This is a genomic window from Variovorax sp. YR634, from assembly GCF_900106655.1.
In the GTDB taxonomy this organism is placed as follows: Bacteria; Pseudomonadota; Gammaproteobacteria; order Burkholderiales; family Burkholderiaceae_C; genus Variovorax.
This window is the reverse complement of record NZ_FNOL01000023.1, coordinates 79,271-96,376: the sequence shown is the minus strand read 5'-3', so window position 1 is coordinate 96,376 and position 17,106 is coordinate 79,271. Positions and strand designations below refer to the sequence as shown.

Here is a 17,106-nt window from a genome sequence, read left to right as displayed (position 1 = left end):
TTGGAAGCGAAGGGGCCGTGCACATGCCTGGCCCGCTCAACCATCATAGGCACCGCATCGCCTGCGCGCAGGTCAGGGGGAAATGACCGTCACGCGCGCCGTCATGTAAGGGTGCACCGAGCACACGTAGTCGTAGGTGCCCGGCTTGTCGAAGGTGCGGGCGAAGGTCTTGCCGGGCAGCAGAAGATCGATGCCGGTGCCGCCGTCCTTGAAGACCACGCCGTGCGGCGCGCCGTCGTCGTTCTGCCAGCTCACGCGCTGACCGGCCTTGACCGTGATCTGCGCGGGCTCGAAGGCGAAGTTGCGGATAGTCACGTGGTTGGAGCTACCGGCATGCGCGGCTTCGGCGGCCGCGACGTGCTGCACCGCGACCTTGCGCGGCGCGTTGCCCACCGCCACCGTGTGCACCGGCCCACCCGCAAGATCGACCACGCTGACGTCGTTCGAGCCTTCGTTGCTCACCCACAGCTTCTTGCCGTCCGCCGACAGGTCGAGCCAATGCGGCTGCTTGCCCACGCCGATGCTGCGCACCGCCGCACGCGTGGCCGGGTCGAACAGCATGACTTCACCCGGTCCCTGCACTACCACCACGCCGCTGGCCATTCCGGCGAAGTGCTGTGCGATGTGCGGCGACACGCCCGTGGGAACCGGCGCGCTCCACTGGTTGGTGGCGGGGTCGAGCACCTGCACCGCGGGCACGCCAGCCAGCGTGAGGTAGAGCGCCTTGCCGTTGTGGCCGAACTCCAGGTCGCGCGGTGGCTTGTCGAGCGGGATCTCGGTGACCACGCTGCGGGTGGTCATGTCGATCACGACCAGCGCGAAATGGCCGGGCTCCTGCGATGCAACGTAGGCCTGACGCCCGTCGGGCCGGATGGCGATGGTGTGCGGCTTGGGCACCGGCACGGTGGCGCTCACGCCGTGGGCCGTGGTGTCGACGAAGGCCACGCGGTCGTCGCCGTTGACGGCCACCAGCAGCCACTTGCCGTCTGTCGTCATGGCCAGGCCCTGCGGGCCTTTGCCCACGTCGATGTTGCGGGCAACGCGGTCAGTTGAAGCGTCGATCTCGCTCACAGTCGAGGCATTGGAGCCGCTGACGAACACACTGCGCCCGCCCGGCGCAACGATGATGCCGTCCGGCCCGGCCGCCACCGGCACGGTGGCGACGACGCGCTCGGTGCCGGTGTCGATCACGCTGACGGTGCTGTCCTTGAAGTTGCCGACGTAGGCCTTGGGCCCGGCGGCCAGGGCGGGGGCGGCCGAGGCGGCCAGGGCCGAGAGCAGTACGAGGATGCGTGCGAAACCGGGAATGGCGAGCATGGTGAAAACCTCCTGGGGAATTGAACGGAAGCAAGCAGAATCCGCACAGGGCATGACGCATGGCGTGCCCTGCTTATTCCACGCGGGTCGGTAAAAAAGATGGAAAAAGATGGAATAAAGCGCCGGGCCACTCCGTCATGCAGGAAGAAGGAGCCCATTGAGCCTGTTGACGACCGATCGCACACGCCAGTTCGAAGCCGCAGCGTTGCCGCATCTCGATGCGGCGTGGAATCTTGCGCGCTGGTTGTTGCGCGACGACCAGCTGGCCGACGATGCGGTGCAGGAGGCGTACCTGCGTGCGTTCCGTTTTTTCGACGGGCTGCGCGGCGAGAGCGCGCGGCCTTGGCTTCTGGGCATCGTGCGCAATGCCTGCTACGACTGGATGCGGCAGAACCGGCAGTTGGCCGACCAGGTCGAGTTCGACGAACTGCGCGACAGCGAGGCGGCTGATGGCCACTCTTCAGCGCAGGCCGGCGATCCGGCCCGGCAATGGGAGCAGCGTGCACAGGGCGAGCGCATCAATGCCGCCATCGACGCGCTGCCGCCGGTGTACCGCGAAATGATCGTGCTGCGCGAGCTTGAAGAGATGCGCTACGAGGACATCGCGCGCATCGCCGGCGTGCCGTTGGGCACGGTGATGTCACGGCTGTCGCGCGCGCGGGCCTTGCTGCGCGACAGCCTGCGCGACGAACGGCCCGCTGGCGACGCTGGAGGAAAGATCCACCATGTCAATGTCTGAAGAAGAACTGGGAACGCTGATCCGGCGTCACGCCGTGCGGCACACGCCGCCGGATGGGCTGGCCGAGCGCATCGGGCAGGCGGTGCGCGCCGAGGCAGTGACCGCGCCCACGCCGGTGCAGCAGCCTCGTCGCGGCTTGTGGCAAGGCCTGGCGTGGTTCGGCACGGGCGCGGCGACGGCATGGGGCCTTGCGCTGATGCTGCTCGCGACGCCGGTGCCGCCGCAGGACGCGCTCGCCGAAGCCGTCACCGCAAACCACGTGCGCTCGCTGATGGCCTCGCACCTGGCCGACGTGGCCTCGTCCGACCAGCACACGGTGAAGCCGTGGTTCGCCGGCAAGCTCGACTTTTCACCGCCGGTGATCGACCTGGCTGCGGAAGGCTTTTCGTTGACTGGCGGGCGGCTCGACTACCTCGATGGGCGCACCGTGGCAGCGCTGGTGTATCGCTCAGGGCCGCATGTGATCAATGTGTTCGTCTGGCCGGCGGCCGATGCGAAGGCACAGAGCCCCGTGTTCTCCACGCGCCAGGGCTACCAGCTGGCGCGATGGGCCCAGGGCGGCATGCAGGCGTGGGCGGTGTCGGACCTGAACGCGACGGAGCTTCGCCGCTTCGCGTCGCTGCTGCGCGAACGCGGCGCGCCCGAGGGCGCAGCCCTCAGCAAGTAACCGTTTCGGGCCGGCGCGCTTCGGCGCGCGCGCTCGCAATCGCCCAACCGAACACGCCCATGCCCGCCAGCGCCAGCAAGGCGCCGACCCAGCCGGTCGAGGTCCAGCCCAGGCCCGCGGCAATGGCCACGCCGCCGAGCCACGCGCCGAGCGCGTTGGCCATGTTGAAGGCCGAGTGGTTGAGTGCGGCAGCGAGCGTCTGCGCATCGCCGGCCACGTCCATCAGCCGGATCTGCAGCGCCGGGCCGATGGCCACGGTGGTGCCGATGAGGAACACGTTGAACGCCGCGGTAAAGACGTTGTGCGCCGCGAAGGTGAACATCGCGAGCACCAGCGCCGCATAGACCAGCAGGCCGCCGATGGTGCGCATGAGCGACTTGTCGGCCAGGCGCGAGCCCACGAGGTTGCCGGTGACCATGCCCAGGCCGAACAGCGCCAGCACGAAGGGCACGCCGCCCAGCGGCATGCCTGCCACTTCGATGAGCGTGGGCTTGATGTAGCTGAACACCGAGAACATGCCGCCGAAGCCGATGGCGCCGATGCCGAGCGTGAACCACACCTGCTTGCGCTTGAGCGCGCCGAGTTCGCGCCAAGGGCTGGCGCCTGCGGGCGCTGCGAGGTCGGGGATGTCGCGGCGCAGCAGCGCGATGGCCACCAGCGCGATCACGCCGACGAACACGAAGGCGGCGCGCCAGCCGAAGATCTGGCCCAGCCAGGCGGCGATGGGCACGCCGACCAGCGTGGCGCCGGTGAGCCCCAGCATGACGAGCCCCACGGCCCGCGCGCGGCGCCCCGGTGGAGCGAGCGTGGCGGCCACGAGCGCGGCCACGCCGAAGTAGGTGCCGTGCGGCAGGCCGGTGGCAAAGCGCAGCAGGTTCAGCAGCAAATAGTTGGGGGCCGCGGCGCTGGCGAAGTTGCCGGCCGCGAACACGGCCATGAGCGCGATCAGCAGCGCGCGGCGGCGCCAGCCTGCGGCGAGCACCGCGAGCACGGGCGCGCCGATGACCACGCCGAGCGCGTAGGCGCTGATGACGTGGCCTGCCTGCGGGATGCTGACGTCGATGTCCTTCGCCACTTCGGGCAACAGGCCCATGATGACGAATTCGCCGGTGCCGATGGCAAAGCCGCCGACGCCAAGTGCGAGCACCGCGCGCAGGAAGCTGACGGGCGCGGCGGGAGAAGAAGAAACGGAAATATCGGTGTCCGCGCTGTCCAGCGCGGGTGGGGAGGCGTTCAAGGCCAGGCTCCTGGGAAGGTGCCCGGCGGCCGCGGGCAGAAGCCGGATTTTAGGGTAAACCCTGAATTTCTGCCGATACGCAGTTGCCCAAGGCCTTGTACTGGCAGGGCTTCGAAGCCCTGCCCAAGGGGTTCAGATGGCGACGAGCTGGCGCACGCCCTGGGCTTCCATGTCCTTGCCAAGGCCGCGGGCAATGACTTCGCCCCGCTCCATCACGAGGTAGTCGTCGGCCAGCTCCTGGGCGAAGTCGTAGTACTGCTCGCACAGCACGATGGCCATGTCGCCGCGGTCGGCCAGCATGCGGATGACGCGGCCGATGTCCTTGATGATGCTCGGCTGGATGCCCTCGGTGGGCTCGTCGAGGATCAGCAGCTTGGGCTTGGGCGCGAGGGCCCGGGCGATGGCGAGCTGCTGCTGCTGCCCGCCGGAGAGGTCGCCGCCTCTTCTGTTGATCATCTGCTTGAGCACGGGGAACAGGTCGAACAGTTCCGACGGAATGGGTGTGCTGCCGCTCTTGTAGGCCAGGCCCATGCGCAGGTTTTCCTCGACCGTGAGCCGCGCAAAGATCTCGCGGCCCTGCGGGACGAAGCCGATGCCGGCTCTTGCCCTGTCGTACGGCGTGGCCTTGTGGATGGGCTTGCCTTCGAGTTCGATGCTGCCGCTCTTGATGGGCACCAGGCCCATGAGCGACTTCAGCAGCGTGGTCTTGCCTACGCCGTTGCGGCCCAGCAATACCGTGACCTTGCCGAGCGTTGCCTCGAAGCTCACGTCCCGGAGGATGTGGGAGCCGCCGTAGTACTGGTGGATGTTCTTGACTGTCAGCATGAGTTCGGTTCCTCAGCGGCCCAGATAGACCTCGATCACCCGCTCGTCGGCCTGCACTTCGTCCAGCGTGCCTTGCGCCAGCACGGAGCCGTCGCACAGCACGGTGACGATCTCGGAGATGGTGCGGATGAAGCTCATGTCGTGCTCCACCACCATCAGCGAATGCTTGCCCTTGAGGGTGAGGAACAGCTCGGCGGTGCGCGCCGTCTCTTCATCGGTCATGCCTGCGACGGGCTCGTCGAGCAGCAGCAGCTTCGGGTCCTGCATCAGCAGCATGCCGATTTCCAGCCACTGCTTCTGGCCATGGCTCAGGTTGCCGGCCAGGCGCGACACGCTGTCGGCGAGGTGAATGGTTTCCAGCACCTCGGCCAAGCGATCGCTTTGCGCCGAGTCGAGCCTGAAGAGCATCGAGGCACGCACGCCCTTGTTGGTCTTCAGCGCGAGCTCGAGGTTCTCGAACACGGTCAGGTGCTCGAACACTGTCGGCTTCTGGAACTTGCGGCCGATGCCCAATTGCGCGATGTCCGCTTCGCGATGGCGCAGCAGGTCGATGGTGCTGCCGAAGAACACGGTGCCCGAATCGGGCCGCGTCTTGCCGGTGATGATGTCCATCATCGTGGTCTTGCCCGCTCCGTTGGGGCCGATGATGCAGCGCAGCTCGCCTGGCGCGATATCGAGCGACAGCTTGTTGATGGCCTTGAAGCCGTCGAAGCTCACGCTCACGTCTTCGAGGTAAAGGATGCGGCCGTGCGTGACGTCGACTTCGCCCGGCGTGACGTGGCGGCCGAAATCTGCGGCGCGGCCGCCCGATTCGGTGCTGCCGCTCGCGTAGTGAATGCCACTGGCGCGTGCCGCGCGCTCGGCGCCGGCTTCCATCAGGTCGGGCGTCATGCGCGTGCTCCCTTCGCGTCCACGGGCAGCGAGGCCAGCGCATCGGGCTCGACGCCCTGCTCCGCCGCAACCGAGCGCCGTGCAGCAGCATCCTGCACGGGCTCGGGCGACACCGGCTTCTTCTCCCTCGACACCCACTTGCGCACCAACCCCACGATGCCGTTCGGCAGGAACAGCGTGACAGCAATGAACAAGGCGCCCAGGAAGTACAGCCAGTACTCGGGGTAGGCCACGGTGAGCCAGCTCTTCGCGCCGTTGACGATGAAGGCGCCGATGATGGGGCCGATCAGCGTCGCGCGTCCGCCCACGGCGGCCCAGATCGCGATCTCGATGGAGTTGGCCGCGCTCATCTCGCCCGGGTTGATGATGCCGACCTGCGGCACGTACAGCGCGCCGGCCACGCCGCACATGATGGCGGAGATGACCCAGATCGTGAGCTTGTACGGCAGCGGGTTGTAGCCCGAGAACATCACGCGCGTTTCGGCGTCGCGAATGGCCTGCAGCACGCGGCCGAACTTGCTGCCGATGAGCCACTTGGCGAACAGGAAGAAGCCCAGCAGCGTGGCGCCGGTGAGCGCGAACAACGTCATTCGCATTTCCTGCGTGGCGATCGGAATATTCAGGATGCGCTTAAAGTCGGTGAAGCCGTTGTTGCCGCCGAAGCCCGTCTCGTTGCGGAAGAACAGCAGCATGGCCGCAAAGGTCATGGCCTGCGTGATGATCGAGAAGTACACGCCCTTGATGCGCGAGCGGAAGGCGAAGAAGCCGAACACGAAGGCGATGAGGCCCGGCACCGCGACGATCAAAATCAGCGTGGCGATGAAGCTGTCGCTGAAGGTCCAGTGCCAGGGCAGCGTCTTCCAGTCGAGGAACACCATGAAGTCGGGCAGGTCGCTCTTGTAGTTGCCGTCGCGGCCGATCTGGCGCATGAGGTACATGCCCATCATGTAGCCGCCGAGCGCGAAGAACAGGCCATGGCCCAGCGAGAGGATGCCGGTGTAGCCCCAGATCAGGTCCATGGCCAGCGCGCAGATGGCGTAGCACATGATCTTGCCGACCAGCGCCACCGCGTAGTCGCTCATGTGCAGCGGGCTGTCGACCGGCACCCAGATGTTGAGCACCGGTGCCACCGCGCACACCACGATCAGCGCGACGAAGAAGGCCGTCCAGCCCTTGCCGCTCAGCAGCGGCCCCTTGGTTGGAAGTACGACCTTGCTCATGCCTCAGCGCTCCGGCCTTTCATAGCGAAGATGCCTTGCGGCCGCTTCTGGATGAAGATGATGATGAAGACAAGCACCGCGATCTTCGCGAGCACCGCGCCCGCCCAGCCTTCGATGAACTTGTTGAGAATGCCCAGCCCCAGCGCCGCATACACGGTGCCCGCGAGCTGGCCGACGCCGCCCATCACGACCACCATGAAGCTGTCGACGATGTAGCTCTGGCCCAGGTCGGGGCCGACGTTGCCGATCTGGCTCAGCGCACAGCCGGCAAGGCCCGCGATGCCGGAGCCGAGCGCGAAGGCGTAGGTGTCGATGCGCGCGGTGTTCACACCCATGCACGATGCGATCGGACGGTTCTGCGTAACGCCGCGCACGAAGAGGCCAAGGCGCGTCTTGCCGATGAGCCAGCCCATCGCAAGCAATACCAGAGCGGCGAAGATGATGATGCAGATGCGGTTCCACGGCAGCGTGACGTTGCTCAGCATGGTGAAGCCGCCGCTCATCCAGCCGGGGTTTTCGACGCCGACGTTCTGCGCGCCGAACAGCGTGCGCACGAGCTGCTGCAGCATCAGGCTGATGCCCCAGGTGGCGAGCAGCGTTTCGAGAGGTCGGCCGTACAGGAAGCGGATCACGCCGCGCTCCAGCACCGCGCCCACGAGCGCCGACGCGAGGAACGAGACCGGAATGGCCGCGACCAGGTACAAGCCGAAGGCCGCCTCGGGCACGTACTTCTGGAAGATGCCCTGCATCACGTAGGTGGCGTAGGCGCCGATCATCATCAGCTCGCCGTGCGCCATGTTGATCACGCCCATCAGCCCGTAGGTGATGGCCAGGCCGAGCGCGGCCAGCAGCAGCACCGAGCCCAGGCTGATGCCGCTGAACACGGCGTTGATGCGGTCTCCCCAGACCAGCGCGCCGTCGATGCTGGCAATGGAAGCGACGATGGCGGCCTTGACGTCCGCCTCGGTTTCGTCGGTCAGGCGCTGGTTGAGCAGCAGCTTGGTGTCGGGGTTGCGGTTGTTGCCGAGCTCCTTGGCGGCGATGAGGCGCTTGGCCTTGTCGGCGCTGGTGAGCATGCTGGCGGCGCGCACCAGTTCGAGCTGCGCCTTGATCTTGGGGTTGGTCTCGGCGGCCAGCGCCTTCTCGACCATGGGCACGCGCGATTCGTCGGGCTCCTTGAAGAGCGCCTGCGCGGCTTCGGCGCGCACCGAGTCGTCCTTGCTCGTGAGCTTGAGAGCAGCCTGTGCGGCATCGAGCGCGCCGCGCATGAGGTTGTTGTTGACGACGTCTTCGGCGGTGTCGGGCACCTTCAGCTCGGCGCCGGTGACGGGGTCGTAGCCTTTGTCGTCCTTCATCACGAAGACCTTGTCTTCGGTGTACTTGACCGCGTCGTCGGACATGGCCTGGATGAAGGCGGCGGTCTTGTCGTCGGCCGTGAGCACGGCCTTGTTGAGCGCGGCGATGCGGGCTTCCGATTCGCCGGAAGCGATGGCCCGGGCTTCGTCGGCGGTCAACGCGTGGGCGGCCGATGCCATGAGCAGCATGGCGGCGAGTGCGCAGTGAAGGGTTCGTCGAAGCATCATGAGAATGGAAATCGGGTTGGCTCCCTCCCCCAGCGGGGGAGGGAGAAACACACTTACATCGACTTGCCAGCGGGGTAGTCAGGCTTCTTGTCGTTGCCTTCGATGTACGGGCTCCACGGCTTCGCCTTCACAGGACCCGGCGTCTTCCACACCACGTTGAACTGGCCATCGGCCTTGATTTCGCCGATGAACACGCTCTTGTGCAGGTGGTGGTTCTTCTCGTCCATCTTCGAGACGATGCCCGAGGGAGCCGTGAAGGTCTGGCCGGCCATGGCTGCGATCACCTTGTCGGTGTCGGTCGACTTGGCCTTCTCGACCGCCTGCTTCCACATGTGGATGCCGATCCAGGTGGCTTCCATCGGGTCGTTGGTGAGCGGCTTGTCCTTGTGGCCGGCGATGTTCTTGGCCTTGGCGTAGTCGCTCCACTGCTTGATGAACGCCGTGTTGGTCGGGTTCTTGATAGACATGAAGTAGTTCCATGCGGCCAGGTGCCCGACCAGCGGCTTGGTGTCCACGCCGCGCAGCTCTTCTTCGCCCACCGAGAAGGCAACCACGGGCACGTCCTTGGCCTTCAGGCCGGCGTTGCCGAGTTCCTTGTAGAAGGGCACGTTGGAGTCGCCGTTGATGGTCGACACCACTGCAGTCTTGCCGCCGGCCGAGAACTTCTTGATGTCGGCAACGATGGTCTGGTAGTCGCTGTGGCCGAAGGGGGTGTACTTCTCGTCGATGTCGGTGTCCTTCACGCCCTTGCTCTTGAGGTAGGCGCGCAGGATCTTGTTGGTGGTGCGGGGGTACACGTAGTCGGTGCCCAGCAGCACCCAGCGCTTGGCGCCGCCGCCTTCCTTGCTCATCAGGTAGTCGACGGCCGGAATGGCTTGCTGGTTGGGCGCGGCGCCCGTGTAGAACACGTTCTTCGAGAGTTCTTCACCCTCGTACTGCACCGGGTAGAACAGCAGGCCGTTCATTTCCTCGACCACCGGCAGCACCGACTTGCGCGACACCGAGGTCCAGCAGCCGAAGATCACCGAGACCTTGTCCTGGCCGAGCAGCTGCTTGGTCTTTTCAGCGAACAGGGGCCAGTTGGAGGCCGGGTCGACCACCACGGGCTCGAGCTGCTTGCCCAGCACGCCGCCCTTCTTGTTGATGTCGTCGATGGCCATCAGCACCGTGTCTTTCAGCACGGTTTCAGAGATGGCCATCGTGCCCGACAGCGAGTGCAGCACGCCGACCTTGATGGTGTCGGCAGCGAAAGCGGGCGCAGCAGAAATGCTGGCCAGCGCGACGGCGGCGGTGAGCGCCTTGAGTGTGAAACGACGTTGCATGTGGACTCCTGCTCCGGGTTGGTTGAACCTTGTCGCCAGCGCTTTGCTGGCGTGGGAGGGAGTCTGCGGAATGCACCAGGAAGGGGAAATACGCCGGGTGGCGTACACGGAGGTACTCAGGGCTCAGGCAGGTGGCGGCACGGGGTACTTGCTGGCGTTGGCGAGCATCTTGCTCTTTGCTGCCTCGATCACGTCGATATCGAGCTTGTCGGCGAGCTGCAGCAGGTAGAGGAAGACGTCGGCGATCTCTGTGCCGATCTCGGCGCGCTTGGCGGCGGTCAGATTGCGGCTCTTGGCTTCACTCATCCACTGGAAGTGTTCAAGCAGTTCGGCGGCCTCCACGGAAAGCGCGGAGGCCAGATTTTTGGGGGAGTGGAACATCTCCCATTGGCGCACCTGGGCGAAGTCGCGCAGGTCTTGGGTCAGTTGCTGGATATCGGTGGCCATGTCTGTCCTGTCGTGAGGACAGAAGAGTTTGGCACGGCCACCGCCGCGCCCGATCAGGCCCGCCGGCTTCCGCGATGGTGGAGCGCAGCCACGAGCAGCGCTGAAACCGTCAGATAGATCAGAGCCGCCCCGAACGCGCTCGCATACCCCGCCGCATCGGCCCCATGACCCAGCCGCCCGTAGAAGAGGATGCCGATCAACGCCACCCCCAGCGCATTGCTCGCCTGCTGCACCATCGACAGCACGCCCGAGGCCACGCCCGCATGTTGCGGCGGCAGCCCTGCCAGCACGGTGGACACCAGCGGCGCCATCACCATGCCGAGCCCCGCGCCCTGCAACAGCAGCAGCGGCACCATCCACGCCACGACGTGCGAATGCCCCGCCCAGCCGGCCACATTGACGAACTGCAATGCGTGCCCTGCAGCAAGCACCAGCGCACCGAGCGCGATGGGCGGCTTGCCTCCGAAGCGCCGCGCGAGGCGCGCACCCGCCATTGACGTCGCGAAGAAGCCGACCGCCAGCGAGGTGAAGACGACGCCCGAGGTGAGCGCATCGAGCGCCAGGCCTTGCTGCAGGTACAGCGCGAGCACGAAGTACAGCGAGGCATTGCCCACATAGAAGACCAGCGTGGTGAGCAGGCCCGTGACGAAGCGACCGTTGGCCAGCAGCGCCGGTGCCACGAGCGGCGCACCTCCGCGTGCAGCGAGCCGGCGCTGTTGATATGCAAAGGCTGCGAGCAGCGGCAGCGCCGCCGCAAGGCACACCCAGCTCCACAGTGGCCAGCCCTGTTCGCGGCCTTCCACCAGCGGCAGCACCACGGCCACCGAACCCGCGGCCACCAGCAGCATGCCGAGGAGGTCGAGCCTGCTGCTGCCGTTGTTCGCCAGCGGAGGAATGACGCGCGGTGCAAGCATCAGCGCCAGCAGGCCGATCGGCACGTTGATGAGGAAGCAACTGCGCCAGCCCAGACCCGCCACATCGGCATGGATCAGCAAGCCGCCGACCAGCTGCCCGAGCGTGGCACCCAGCCCCAGCGTGAGCCCGTACGCCGCGAAGGCGCGCGCCCGGTCTTCGCCGGCATAGGCCAAGCCGATCATCGCCAGCACCTGCGGCTGCAGCAGCGCGCCGGCCAGCCCCTGCAGCACGCGCGCCGCCACCAGCAGTTCGGCGTTTGGCGCAAAGCCGCAGGCGGCCGAAGCCAGCGTGAACAACAGCAGGCCCAGCATGAACATGCGGCGGCGACCGAACAGGTCGCCGAGCCGGCCGCCGGTGATCAGGCCCGCAGCGGTGGCCAGGCCGTAGCCGGCCACCACCAGTTGCAAGGTGCCCGCGCTCGCCAGCAGCTCGCGCTGCATCGACGGCAGCGCGACGTTGACGATGAAGAAGTCCAGCACCACCAGGAAGGTGCCGCTGAGCATGACCCACAAGCCCAGCCGCCCGGGCTTCGTCGCGCCCGTGCTCTGGCTTCCTGTGGAAGAAATCGATGCTGCCGAAGCGATGTTTGACTGCGTCATGATGGGCTCGAGTGTTGGGAGCAAGCGATACGGCAGCAATGACCCCGGAGGTCATCGCCGGGATTCAGACAGCGGGCGTCGGCAGGATGAACTGGTAGTCCGTGGCGATGCGGCCGTCCTCGGCCAGCACCAGGAACTCCAGCCCGAGCGCGGCCACCGGGCCACCGGCGGCCGGGACCATGCGCCAATGGAACATCACCGCGTCGTGCAGGAACTGGGCGTCGCCCGCGCGGACGAAGCGGAAGCCGGCGTCACGCACGTTCTTCTCGTGCGAGCCGGTAACGCGCTGCTGCAGCGCCTCGTAGCCCTTGGCCTGCAGCGTGCGCACGTAGTGCTCGCCGTCGGGCACCCAGAGGCCGGCGATGGCGGCGCGGCGCGCGTCGGCATCGGGTTCGTTCCAGACGGCGACGTAGCGGTCGGCGAGCTCGGCAAATTCGGTTCTGGCGTTCATGTTCTGCTCCTGTTGTTTCTGTGTCTGAGAAGAGTGAGGCCGCAGTTTCTGCCTCCGCTGGTGGACAGTGAATGCCTGGGAAGCCGACAATCTTGTCCATTCGTCCACCGCCACAGGAGTCTTCATGGATCCGCTCGACGACGTCTTTGCCGCCATGCGCGTGCGCAGCGCCCTGTATGCCCGCCTCGAAGCCGGCGCGCCCTGGGGTGTGAGCCTGGCGGGCGGCGAGAGTGCGCGCTTCGGGCTGGTGGTGCGCGGCGGCTGCCTGCTGGAGATCGAGGGCATGGCGCAGCCGGTGGCGCTGGCGACGGGCGACTGCTATGTGCTGGCGCATGGCACGCCCTACATCCTGCGCGACCATCCGAACACACCGACGGTAAGCTGTGCCTCCGTCGTGCGCGACCGCATCGGCGGGCTGGTGGAACTCGGCGGCACGGGCACGGCGGCATCGGTGATCTGCGGCTGGTTCCACTTCGACCAGCGCGCCGCGCGGCCGCTGCTCGATCTGCTGCCGGTGCTGCTGCACGTGAAGATGGAGCAGGCCCGGGCCCTCGCGCTGCAAGGCACGCTGCAGCTGCTGGCCATGGAAACCGGCGAGCCGGGCCTGGGCTCCAGCCTGCTCGTGAGCCGGCTGGCCGACATCGTGTTCGTGCAGGCCGTGCGCGCGCATGTCGCGGCCAACGGCGAATCGCAGACGGGCTGGCTCGCCGCACTGGCCGACGCGCGCATCGGCCCGGCCTTGCGTGCGATGCACAAGGACATCGCGCGCGACTGGACGGTAGAGGCTCTTGCTTCCGTCGCGAGCCTGTCGCGCTCGGCCTTCGCGCAGCGTTTTCGCGAGCGGGTGGGACAGGCGCCGCTGGAGTACCTCACGCAGTGGCGCATGTTCAAGGCCGGCAACATGCTGGGGCAAGGCCACGCGGCCCTGGGCGCGATCGCCGGGGCGGTGGGCTACGAGTCGGAGGCGGCGTTCAGCAAAGCCTTCAAGCGAGAGAAAGGGATGGCGCCCGGTGCCTGGCGGGCAGCGGCGCGCGAAGGCGCTGTCGCTGCATAGCCGCCCTTCTCTTCAGGCCTTCGCTGCGGCCTTGAACTGCGCGGCCGCAAAGGCCCATGTCATGCGCGTGGCGTCAGGCCCCTCGGGGTCGCTGAACAGCAGCTTCGATGCGCCGCCGCTCCACGAATGGCCCAGCCCCGCGATCTCGCACAGCGTGACGAGCGTGCGGCCCTTGCGCTTGAAGTCGGTCACGCGCATCGAACGGCGCTTGCCGCGCTGCATGTTGCGCGACAGCCCGGGCTTCGCGCCCAGCGCGGTGGCCCACACCGCGGCGCTGTTGACTGCATTGCTCGGCGCAACGACTGCGTCGGCATCGCCGTGCAGCACCAGCATTGGCGGCAAGGTGGCGAAGACAGCCGCGGCGCCCATCGCCTTGCCGACTGCCGTTGAGGGCATCGGCGGCACATTCTGTCCGCGCATTGCGCCAAGGGCCGTGGCCGGCGATTTCGCCGCACCGGGCGCCACGCCCGAATGCATGACGACGGCGCGGAAGCGATTCGGGTAGCGCGTGGCCAGCAACGCCGCCATGCTCGCGCCGGCCGAGAGCCCCGCCAGCGCCACGCGATCGCGGTCCGCGGGGTACAGCATGCAGGCCTGGTCGATGGCGGCCATCAGCGTCGCGGCTTCGGCGTCGGCCTTGCCGGAGCGACGCTCGTACCAGTTCCAGCAGCCCTGCGGGTGGGCGAGCCGGTCTTGCTCGAGATAGAGCACCAGGAAGCGCTGGCGCACGGCCAGCGCGTTCATGCGCGTGCTCGCGGCAAAGTCGCGCCCGGTCTGGCCGCAGCCGTGCAGCATGACCATGAGCGGCAGCCGCTCGCCCGGCTTCAGCTGCAAGCCGGCCGGTCGGAACAGGTGATAGCCGCGTGCACCGCCCGGGCCCATCGCCATGCCGCTGAGCCAGTCGCCTTTGCCGGGCGGCGGCTTGAGCCGCTTGGCCGCGGCGCGCTGGACCTGTCCCGCGATGCGCTTGCTGTTGCTCAGCGTGGCCTTGGTGAGCGCGCGCAGGTTGCGCTCGTAGGCGCGGGCAAAGACGGAAGCGGTGGAAGAACGGGCCATGGCGCGCAGTGTGAACGCAAAGCGCCGGCCGGCCTAACAACACCCGACAAGGGGCGGCCTTACCGCCCCGGCACGCATCAGTAGATTTCCGGAACGATCATGTTGGCCGGAACAGGCTGGCGCAGATAGTCGTCGTGCCGCACGCGCGCGGGCAACTCGACCGGCGGATGCGCCACTTCCTGGTACGGCATCTGGCCCAGCAGATGGCTGATGCAATTCAGCCGCGCCTTCTTCTTGTCGACCGCCTGCACCACCCACCACGGCGCCTCGGGGATGTGGGTGCGCTCCAGCATGATTTCCTTCGCCTTGGTGTATTCCTCCCAGCGGCGGCGGCTTTCGAGGTCCATCGGGCTGAGCTTCCACTGCTTGAGCGGATCGTGGATGCGGCCGAGGAAGCGCATGTGCTGCTCGTCGTCGGTGATGGAGAACCAGTATTTGATGAGCTTGATGCCCGAACGCACGAGCATCTTCTCGAACTCGGGCACGGTGCGGAAGAACTCTTCGTACTCTTCGTCGGTGCAGAAGCCCATCACGCGCTCGACGCCGGCGCGGTTGTACCAGCTGCGGTCGAACAGCACCATTTCGCCCGCTGCCGGCAGGTGCGCGGCATAGCGCTGGAAGTACCACTGCGTGCGTTCGCGGTCGTTGGGCGCCGGCAGCGCGGCCACGCGGGCCACGCGCGGGTTCAGGCGCTGTGTGATGCGCTTGATGACGCCGCCCTTGCCCGCCGCGTCGCGGCCTTCGAACAGGATGACGACTTTCTGCTTGCTGTGCTGCACCCAGTCCTGCAGCTTGACGAGCTCGCCCTGCAGGCGGAACAGCTCCTTGAAGTAGGCCTGGCGGGCGGCCTTGTCGGCGGAGGTCGGCGTTGCCGAGGCGGGGTCGAGGCCGTCGATGTTGCGGTCTTCGATCTCCAGCTCGAGCTCTTCGTCGTAGCTGTCGATCAGGTCGCGGGCGATGCGTTGCATCAGGTCTTCGTGGTCGGGAAGTGCGCTGGTCGGCATGGTGGGGCGGAAAGAGTGAAAGGGGCAGGAAAAAGCATGCTGCTCGCCGTATATGACGGCTGCGTGACGGTTTTGACCCCGTTGACACGGAGTTGTCACACACCGCGAACACCATCTGCAGCTATTCCAACACCCCAGAAACGCCCATGAACACGCTTGCAGCCCCGCATGCCGAGTTGCCGTCCGCGCCCGCCGCGCAACGGCCCAAGCTCGACTCCAAGCCCGGTCCGCTCACGCTGATCACCTTCGTGGGGCTGCTGGCCGCCGGCCTGCTCTTCACGGCCTGGAGCCTGGTGGGCGACGTGACGTCCTCCGGGGCGCCCGTCACCACCTGGGTGCCTTACATGCTTCTTGGCGTGGCGCTGCTGATTGCGCTGGGCTTCGAGTTCGTCAACGGCTTCCATGACACGGCCAACGCCGTGGCGACCGTCATCTATACCCATTCGCTGCCGCCCAACTTCGCTGTGGTGTGGTCGGGCTTCTTCAACTTCCTGGGCGTGTTGGTGTCCAGCGGCGCGGTGGCCTTCGGCATCATCGCGCTGCTGCCGGTGGAGCTCATTCTTCAGGTGGGTTCGGGCGCAGGCTTCGCGATGGTGTTCGCGCTGCTGATCGCCGCCATCATCTGGAACCTGGGCACGTGGTGGCTGGGGCTGCCGGCTTCGTCGTCGCACACGCTGATCGGCTCGATCATCGGCGTGGGCGTGGCCAATGCGCTGATGCACGGTCGCGACGGCACCAGCGGCGTCGACTGGGCGCAGGCCACCAAGGTGGGCTACTCGCTGCTGCTGTCGCCGATGGTCGGCTTCGGCTGCGCCGCGCTGCTGCTGCTGGCGCTGCGGGCCTTCGTGAAGAACCGCGCACTGTATGAAGAACCCAAGGGCAGCGAGCCGCCGCCATGGTGGATCCGCGGCCTGCTGATCCTGACCTGCACGGGCGTGTCTTTCGCACACGGCTCCAACGACGGCCAGAAGGGCATGGGGCTGATCATGCTGATCCTCGTGGGCACAGTGCCCATGGCCTATGCGCTGAACCGCGCGATGCCCGCCAACGAGACCGTGAAGTTCGCGGCCGTGGCCGAGATGGCGCAGAACGCACTGAACCGCAGCGTGCCGACCTCGCTGCCCGCGCTGGAGCCCGCCGCGGCGCGCGACACGCTCTCCACCTATGTGCGCACCCGCGAGTTCAGTCCTTCGGTGGTGCCCGCGCTGGCGGCAACCGCCGGCAGCATCGGACGGCAGGTGCGCGAGCACGGCTCGCTGGCCGGCGTCCCCGCGGATGCCGTCGCCAACGTTCGCAATGACATGTACCTGGCCTCCGAAGCCATCCGCCACCTCGACAAGAGCGGCGCGGCCAAGTTCGACGACGAGACAAAACTGCGCGTCAATACGTTCCGCCAGGAACTGGACAGCGCCACGCGCTTCATCCCGCTGTGGGTCAAGGTCGCGGTGGCCATCGCACTGGGCCTGGGCACGATGATCGGCTGGAAGCGCATCGTGGTCACCGTGGGCGAGAAGATCGGCAAGACGCACCTGAGCTACGCGCAGGGCGCCTCGGCCGAAGTGGTGGCGATGATCACCATCGGCGCAGCAGACATGTATGGGCTGCCTGTGTCGACCACGCACGTGCTGTCGTCCGGCGTGGCCGGCACCATGACGGCCAGCGGCTCGGGCCTGCAGATGTCCACGCTGCGCAACCTCGCGCTGGCCTGGGTGCTGACGCTGCCGGTGGCGATGCTGCTGTCGGGGTCGCTCTACTGGTTGTTCACCCGTATTTTCTGAT

At 67.0% G+C, this 17,106-nt stretch carries 16 protein-coding genes; 4 read left to right on the top strand and 12 right to left on the bottom strand.

Annotation, left to right across the window (positions count from 1 at the left end; all coding sequences use genetic code 11):
• Positions 1-72: 72 nt before the first annotated feature.
• Positions 73-1,317, bottom strand: a complete 1,245-nt coding sequence (locus BLV60_RS28270) for a YVTN family beta-propeller repeat protein (protein ID WP_093058622.1) — start codon at positions 1,315-1,317, stop codon at positions 73-75.
• 157 nt (positions 1,318-1,474) lie between these two features.
• Here BLV60_RS28270 and BLV60_RS28265 point away from each other — a divergent pair, with 157 nt between their 5' ends.
• Both BLV60_RS28265 and BLV60_RS28260 read left to right on the top strand, forming a co-directional pair.
• Positions 1,475-2,056: a sigma-70 family RNA polymerase sigma factor gene (locus BLV60_RS28265; protein WP_256329617.1), complete on the top strand. Its 582-nt coding sequence runs from the start codon at positions 1,475-1,477 to the stop codon at positions 2,054-2,056.
• Positions 2,043-2,723, top strand: a complete 681-nt coding sequence (locus BLV60_RS28260) for an anti-sigma factor family protein (protein ID WP_093058621.1) — start codon at positions 2,043-2,045, stop codon at positions 2,721-2,723. Before BLV60_RS28265 ends, BLV60_RS28260 begins: the two co-directional genes overlap by 14 nt.
• On the opposite strand, the gene BLV60_RS28255 is transcribed toward BLV60_RS28260, so the two are convergent.
• The 9 genes from BLV60_RS28255 to BLV60_RS28215 all read right to left on the bottom strand — a co-directional run bounded on the left by BLV60_RS28255 (position 2,713) and on the right by BLV60_RS28215 (position 12,213).
• A complete protein-coding gene (locus tag BLV60_RS28255; protein WP_093058620.1) occupies positions 2,713-3,960 on the bottom strand; it encodes an MFS transporter in 1,248 nt (415 codons plus the stop codon). The genes BLV60_RS28260 and BLV60_RS28255 overlap by 11 nt on opposite strands.
• 132 nt (positions 3,961-4,092) lie before the next feature.
• Complete coding sequence (gene urtE, locus BLV60_RS28250; RefSeq protein ID WP_015866784.1) at positions 4,093-4,785, bottom strand: urea ABC transporter ATP-binding subunit UrtE; 693 nt, start codon at positions 4,783-4,785, stop codon at positions 4,093-4,095.
• A gap of 12 nt (positions 4,786-4,797) precedes the next feature.
• Positions 4,798-5,676, bottom strand: coding sequence for an urea ABC transporter ATP-binding protein UrtD (gene urtD / locus BLV60_RS28245; protein WP_093058619.1), 879 nt, complete (start codon positions 5,674-5,676; stop codon positions 4,798-4,800).
• A complete protein-coding gene (urtC, locus tag BLV60_RS28240) occupies positions 5,673-6,896 on the bottom strand; it encodes an urea ABC transporter permease subunit UrtC (RefSeq protein WP_093058618.1) in 1,224 nt (407 codons plus the stop codon). Before urtC ends, urtD begins: the two co-directional genes overlap by 4 nt.
• Positions 6,893-8,440, bottom strand: coding sequence for an urea ABC transporter permease subunit UrtB (gene urtB, locus BLV60_RS28235; RefSeq protein ID WP_093058617.1), 1,548 nt, complete (start codon positions 8,438-8,440; stop codon positions 6,893-6,895). Before urtB ends, urtC begins: the two co-directional genes overlap by 4 nt.
• 92 nt (positions 8,441-8,532) lie before the next feature.
• Positions 8,533-9,801 (bottom strand): urea ABC transporter substrate-binding protein, encoded by a 1,269-nt coding sequence (urtA, locus tag BLV60_RS28230; protein WP_093058616.1) that lies wholly within the window; start codon positions 9,799-9,801, stop codon positions 8,533-8,535.
• A 123-nt stretch (positions 9,802-9,924) separates the two neighbouring features.
• Positions 9,925-10,248: a nucleotide pyrophosphohydrolase gene (locus BLV60_RS28225; RefSeq protein ID WP_093058615.1), complete on the bottom strand. Its 324-nt coding sequence runs from the start codon at positions 10,246-10,248 to the stop codon at positions 9,925-9,927.
• Positions 10,249-10,301: 53 nt separating this feature from the next.
• Positions 10,302-11,762 (bottom strand): MFS transporter, encoded by a 1,461-nt coding sequence (locus BLV60_RS28220; protein WP_093058614.1) that lies wholly within the window; start codon positions 11,760-11,762, stop codon positions 10,302-10,304.
• Positions 11,763-11,826: 64 nt separating this feature from the next.
• Entirely contained in the window at positions 11,827-12,213 is a 387-nt protein-coding gene (locus BLV60_RS28215; protein WP_093058613.1) for a nuclear transport factor 2 family protein, read from the bottom strand.
• 124 nt (positions 12,214-12,337) lie between these two features.
• Between BLV60_RS28215 and BLV60_RS28210 the strand changes: the two genes are divergently transcribed.
• Positions 12,338-13,267 carry an AraC family transcriptional regulator gene (locus tag BLV60_RS28210; RefSeq protein ID WP_093058612.1) on the top strand — a complete coding sequence of 310 codons (930 nt, stop codon included), beginning with the start codon at positions 12,338-12,340 and terminating at the stop codon, positions 13,265-13,267.
• A gap of 12 nt (positions 13,268-13,279) precedes the next feature.
• Here the strand turns inward: BLV60_RS28210 and BLV60_RS28205 are convergent, their stop codons facing one another.
• A complete protein-coding gene (locus BLV60_RS28205; RefSeq protein WP_093058611.1) occupies positions 13,280-14,323 on the bottom strand; it encodes an extracellular catalytic domain type 1 short-chain-length polyhydroxyalkanoate depolymerase in 1,044 nt (347 codons plus the stop codon).
• Between the two features lie 77 nt (positions 14,324-14,400).
• Positions 14,401-15,327 (bottom strand): polyphosphate kinase 2, encoded by a 927-nt coding sequence (gene ppk2, locus BLV60_RS28200; RefSeq protein ID WP_093058610.1) that lies wholly within the window; start codon positions 15,325-15,327, stop codon positions 14,401-14,403.
• 146 nt (positions 15,328-15,473) lie between these two features.
• Here ppk2 and BLV60_RS28195 point away from each other — a divergent pair, with 146 nt between their 5' ends.
• A complete protein-coding gene (locus tag BLV60_RS28195; protein WP_093058609.1) occupies positions 15,474-17,105 on the top strand; it encodes an inorganic phosphate transporter in 1,632 nt (543 codons plus the stop codon).
• Position 17,106 lies beyond the last annotated feature (1 nt).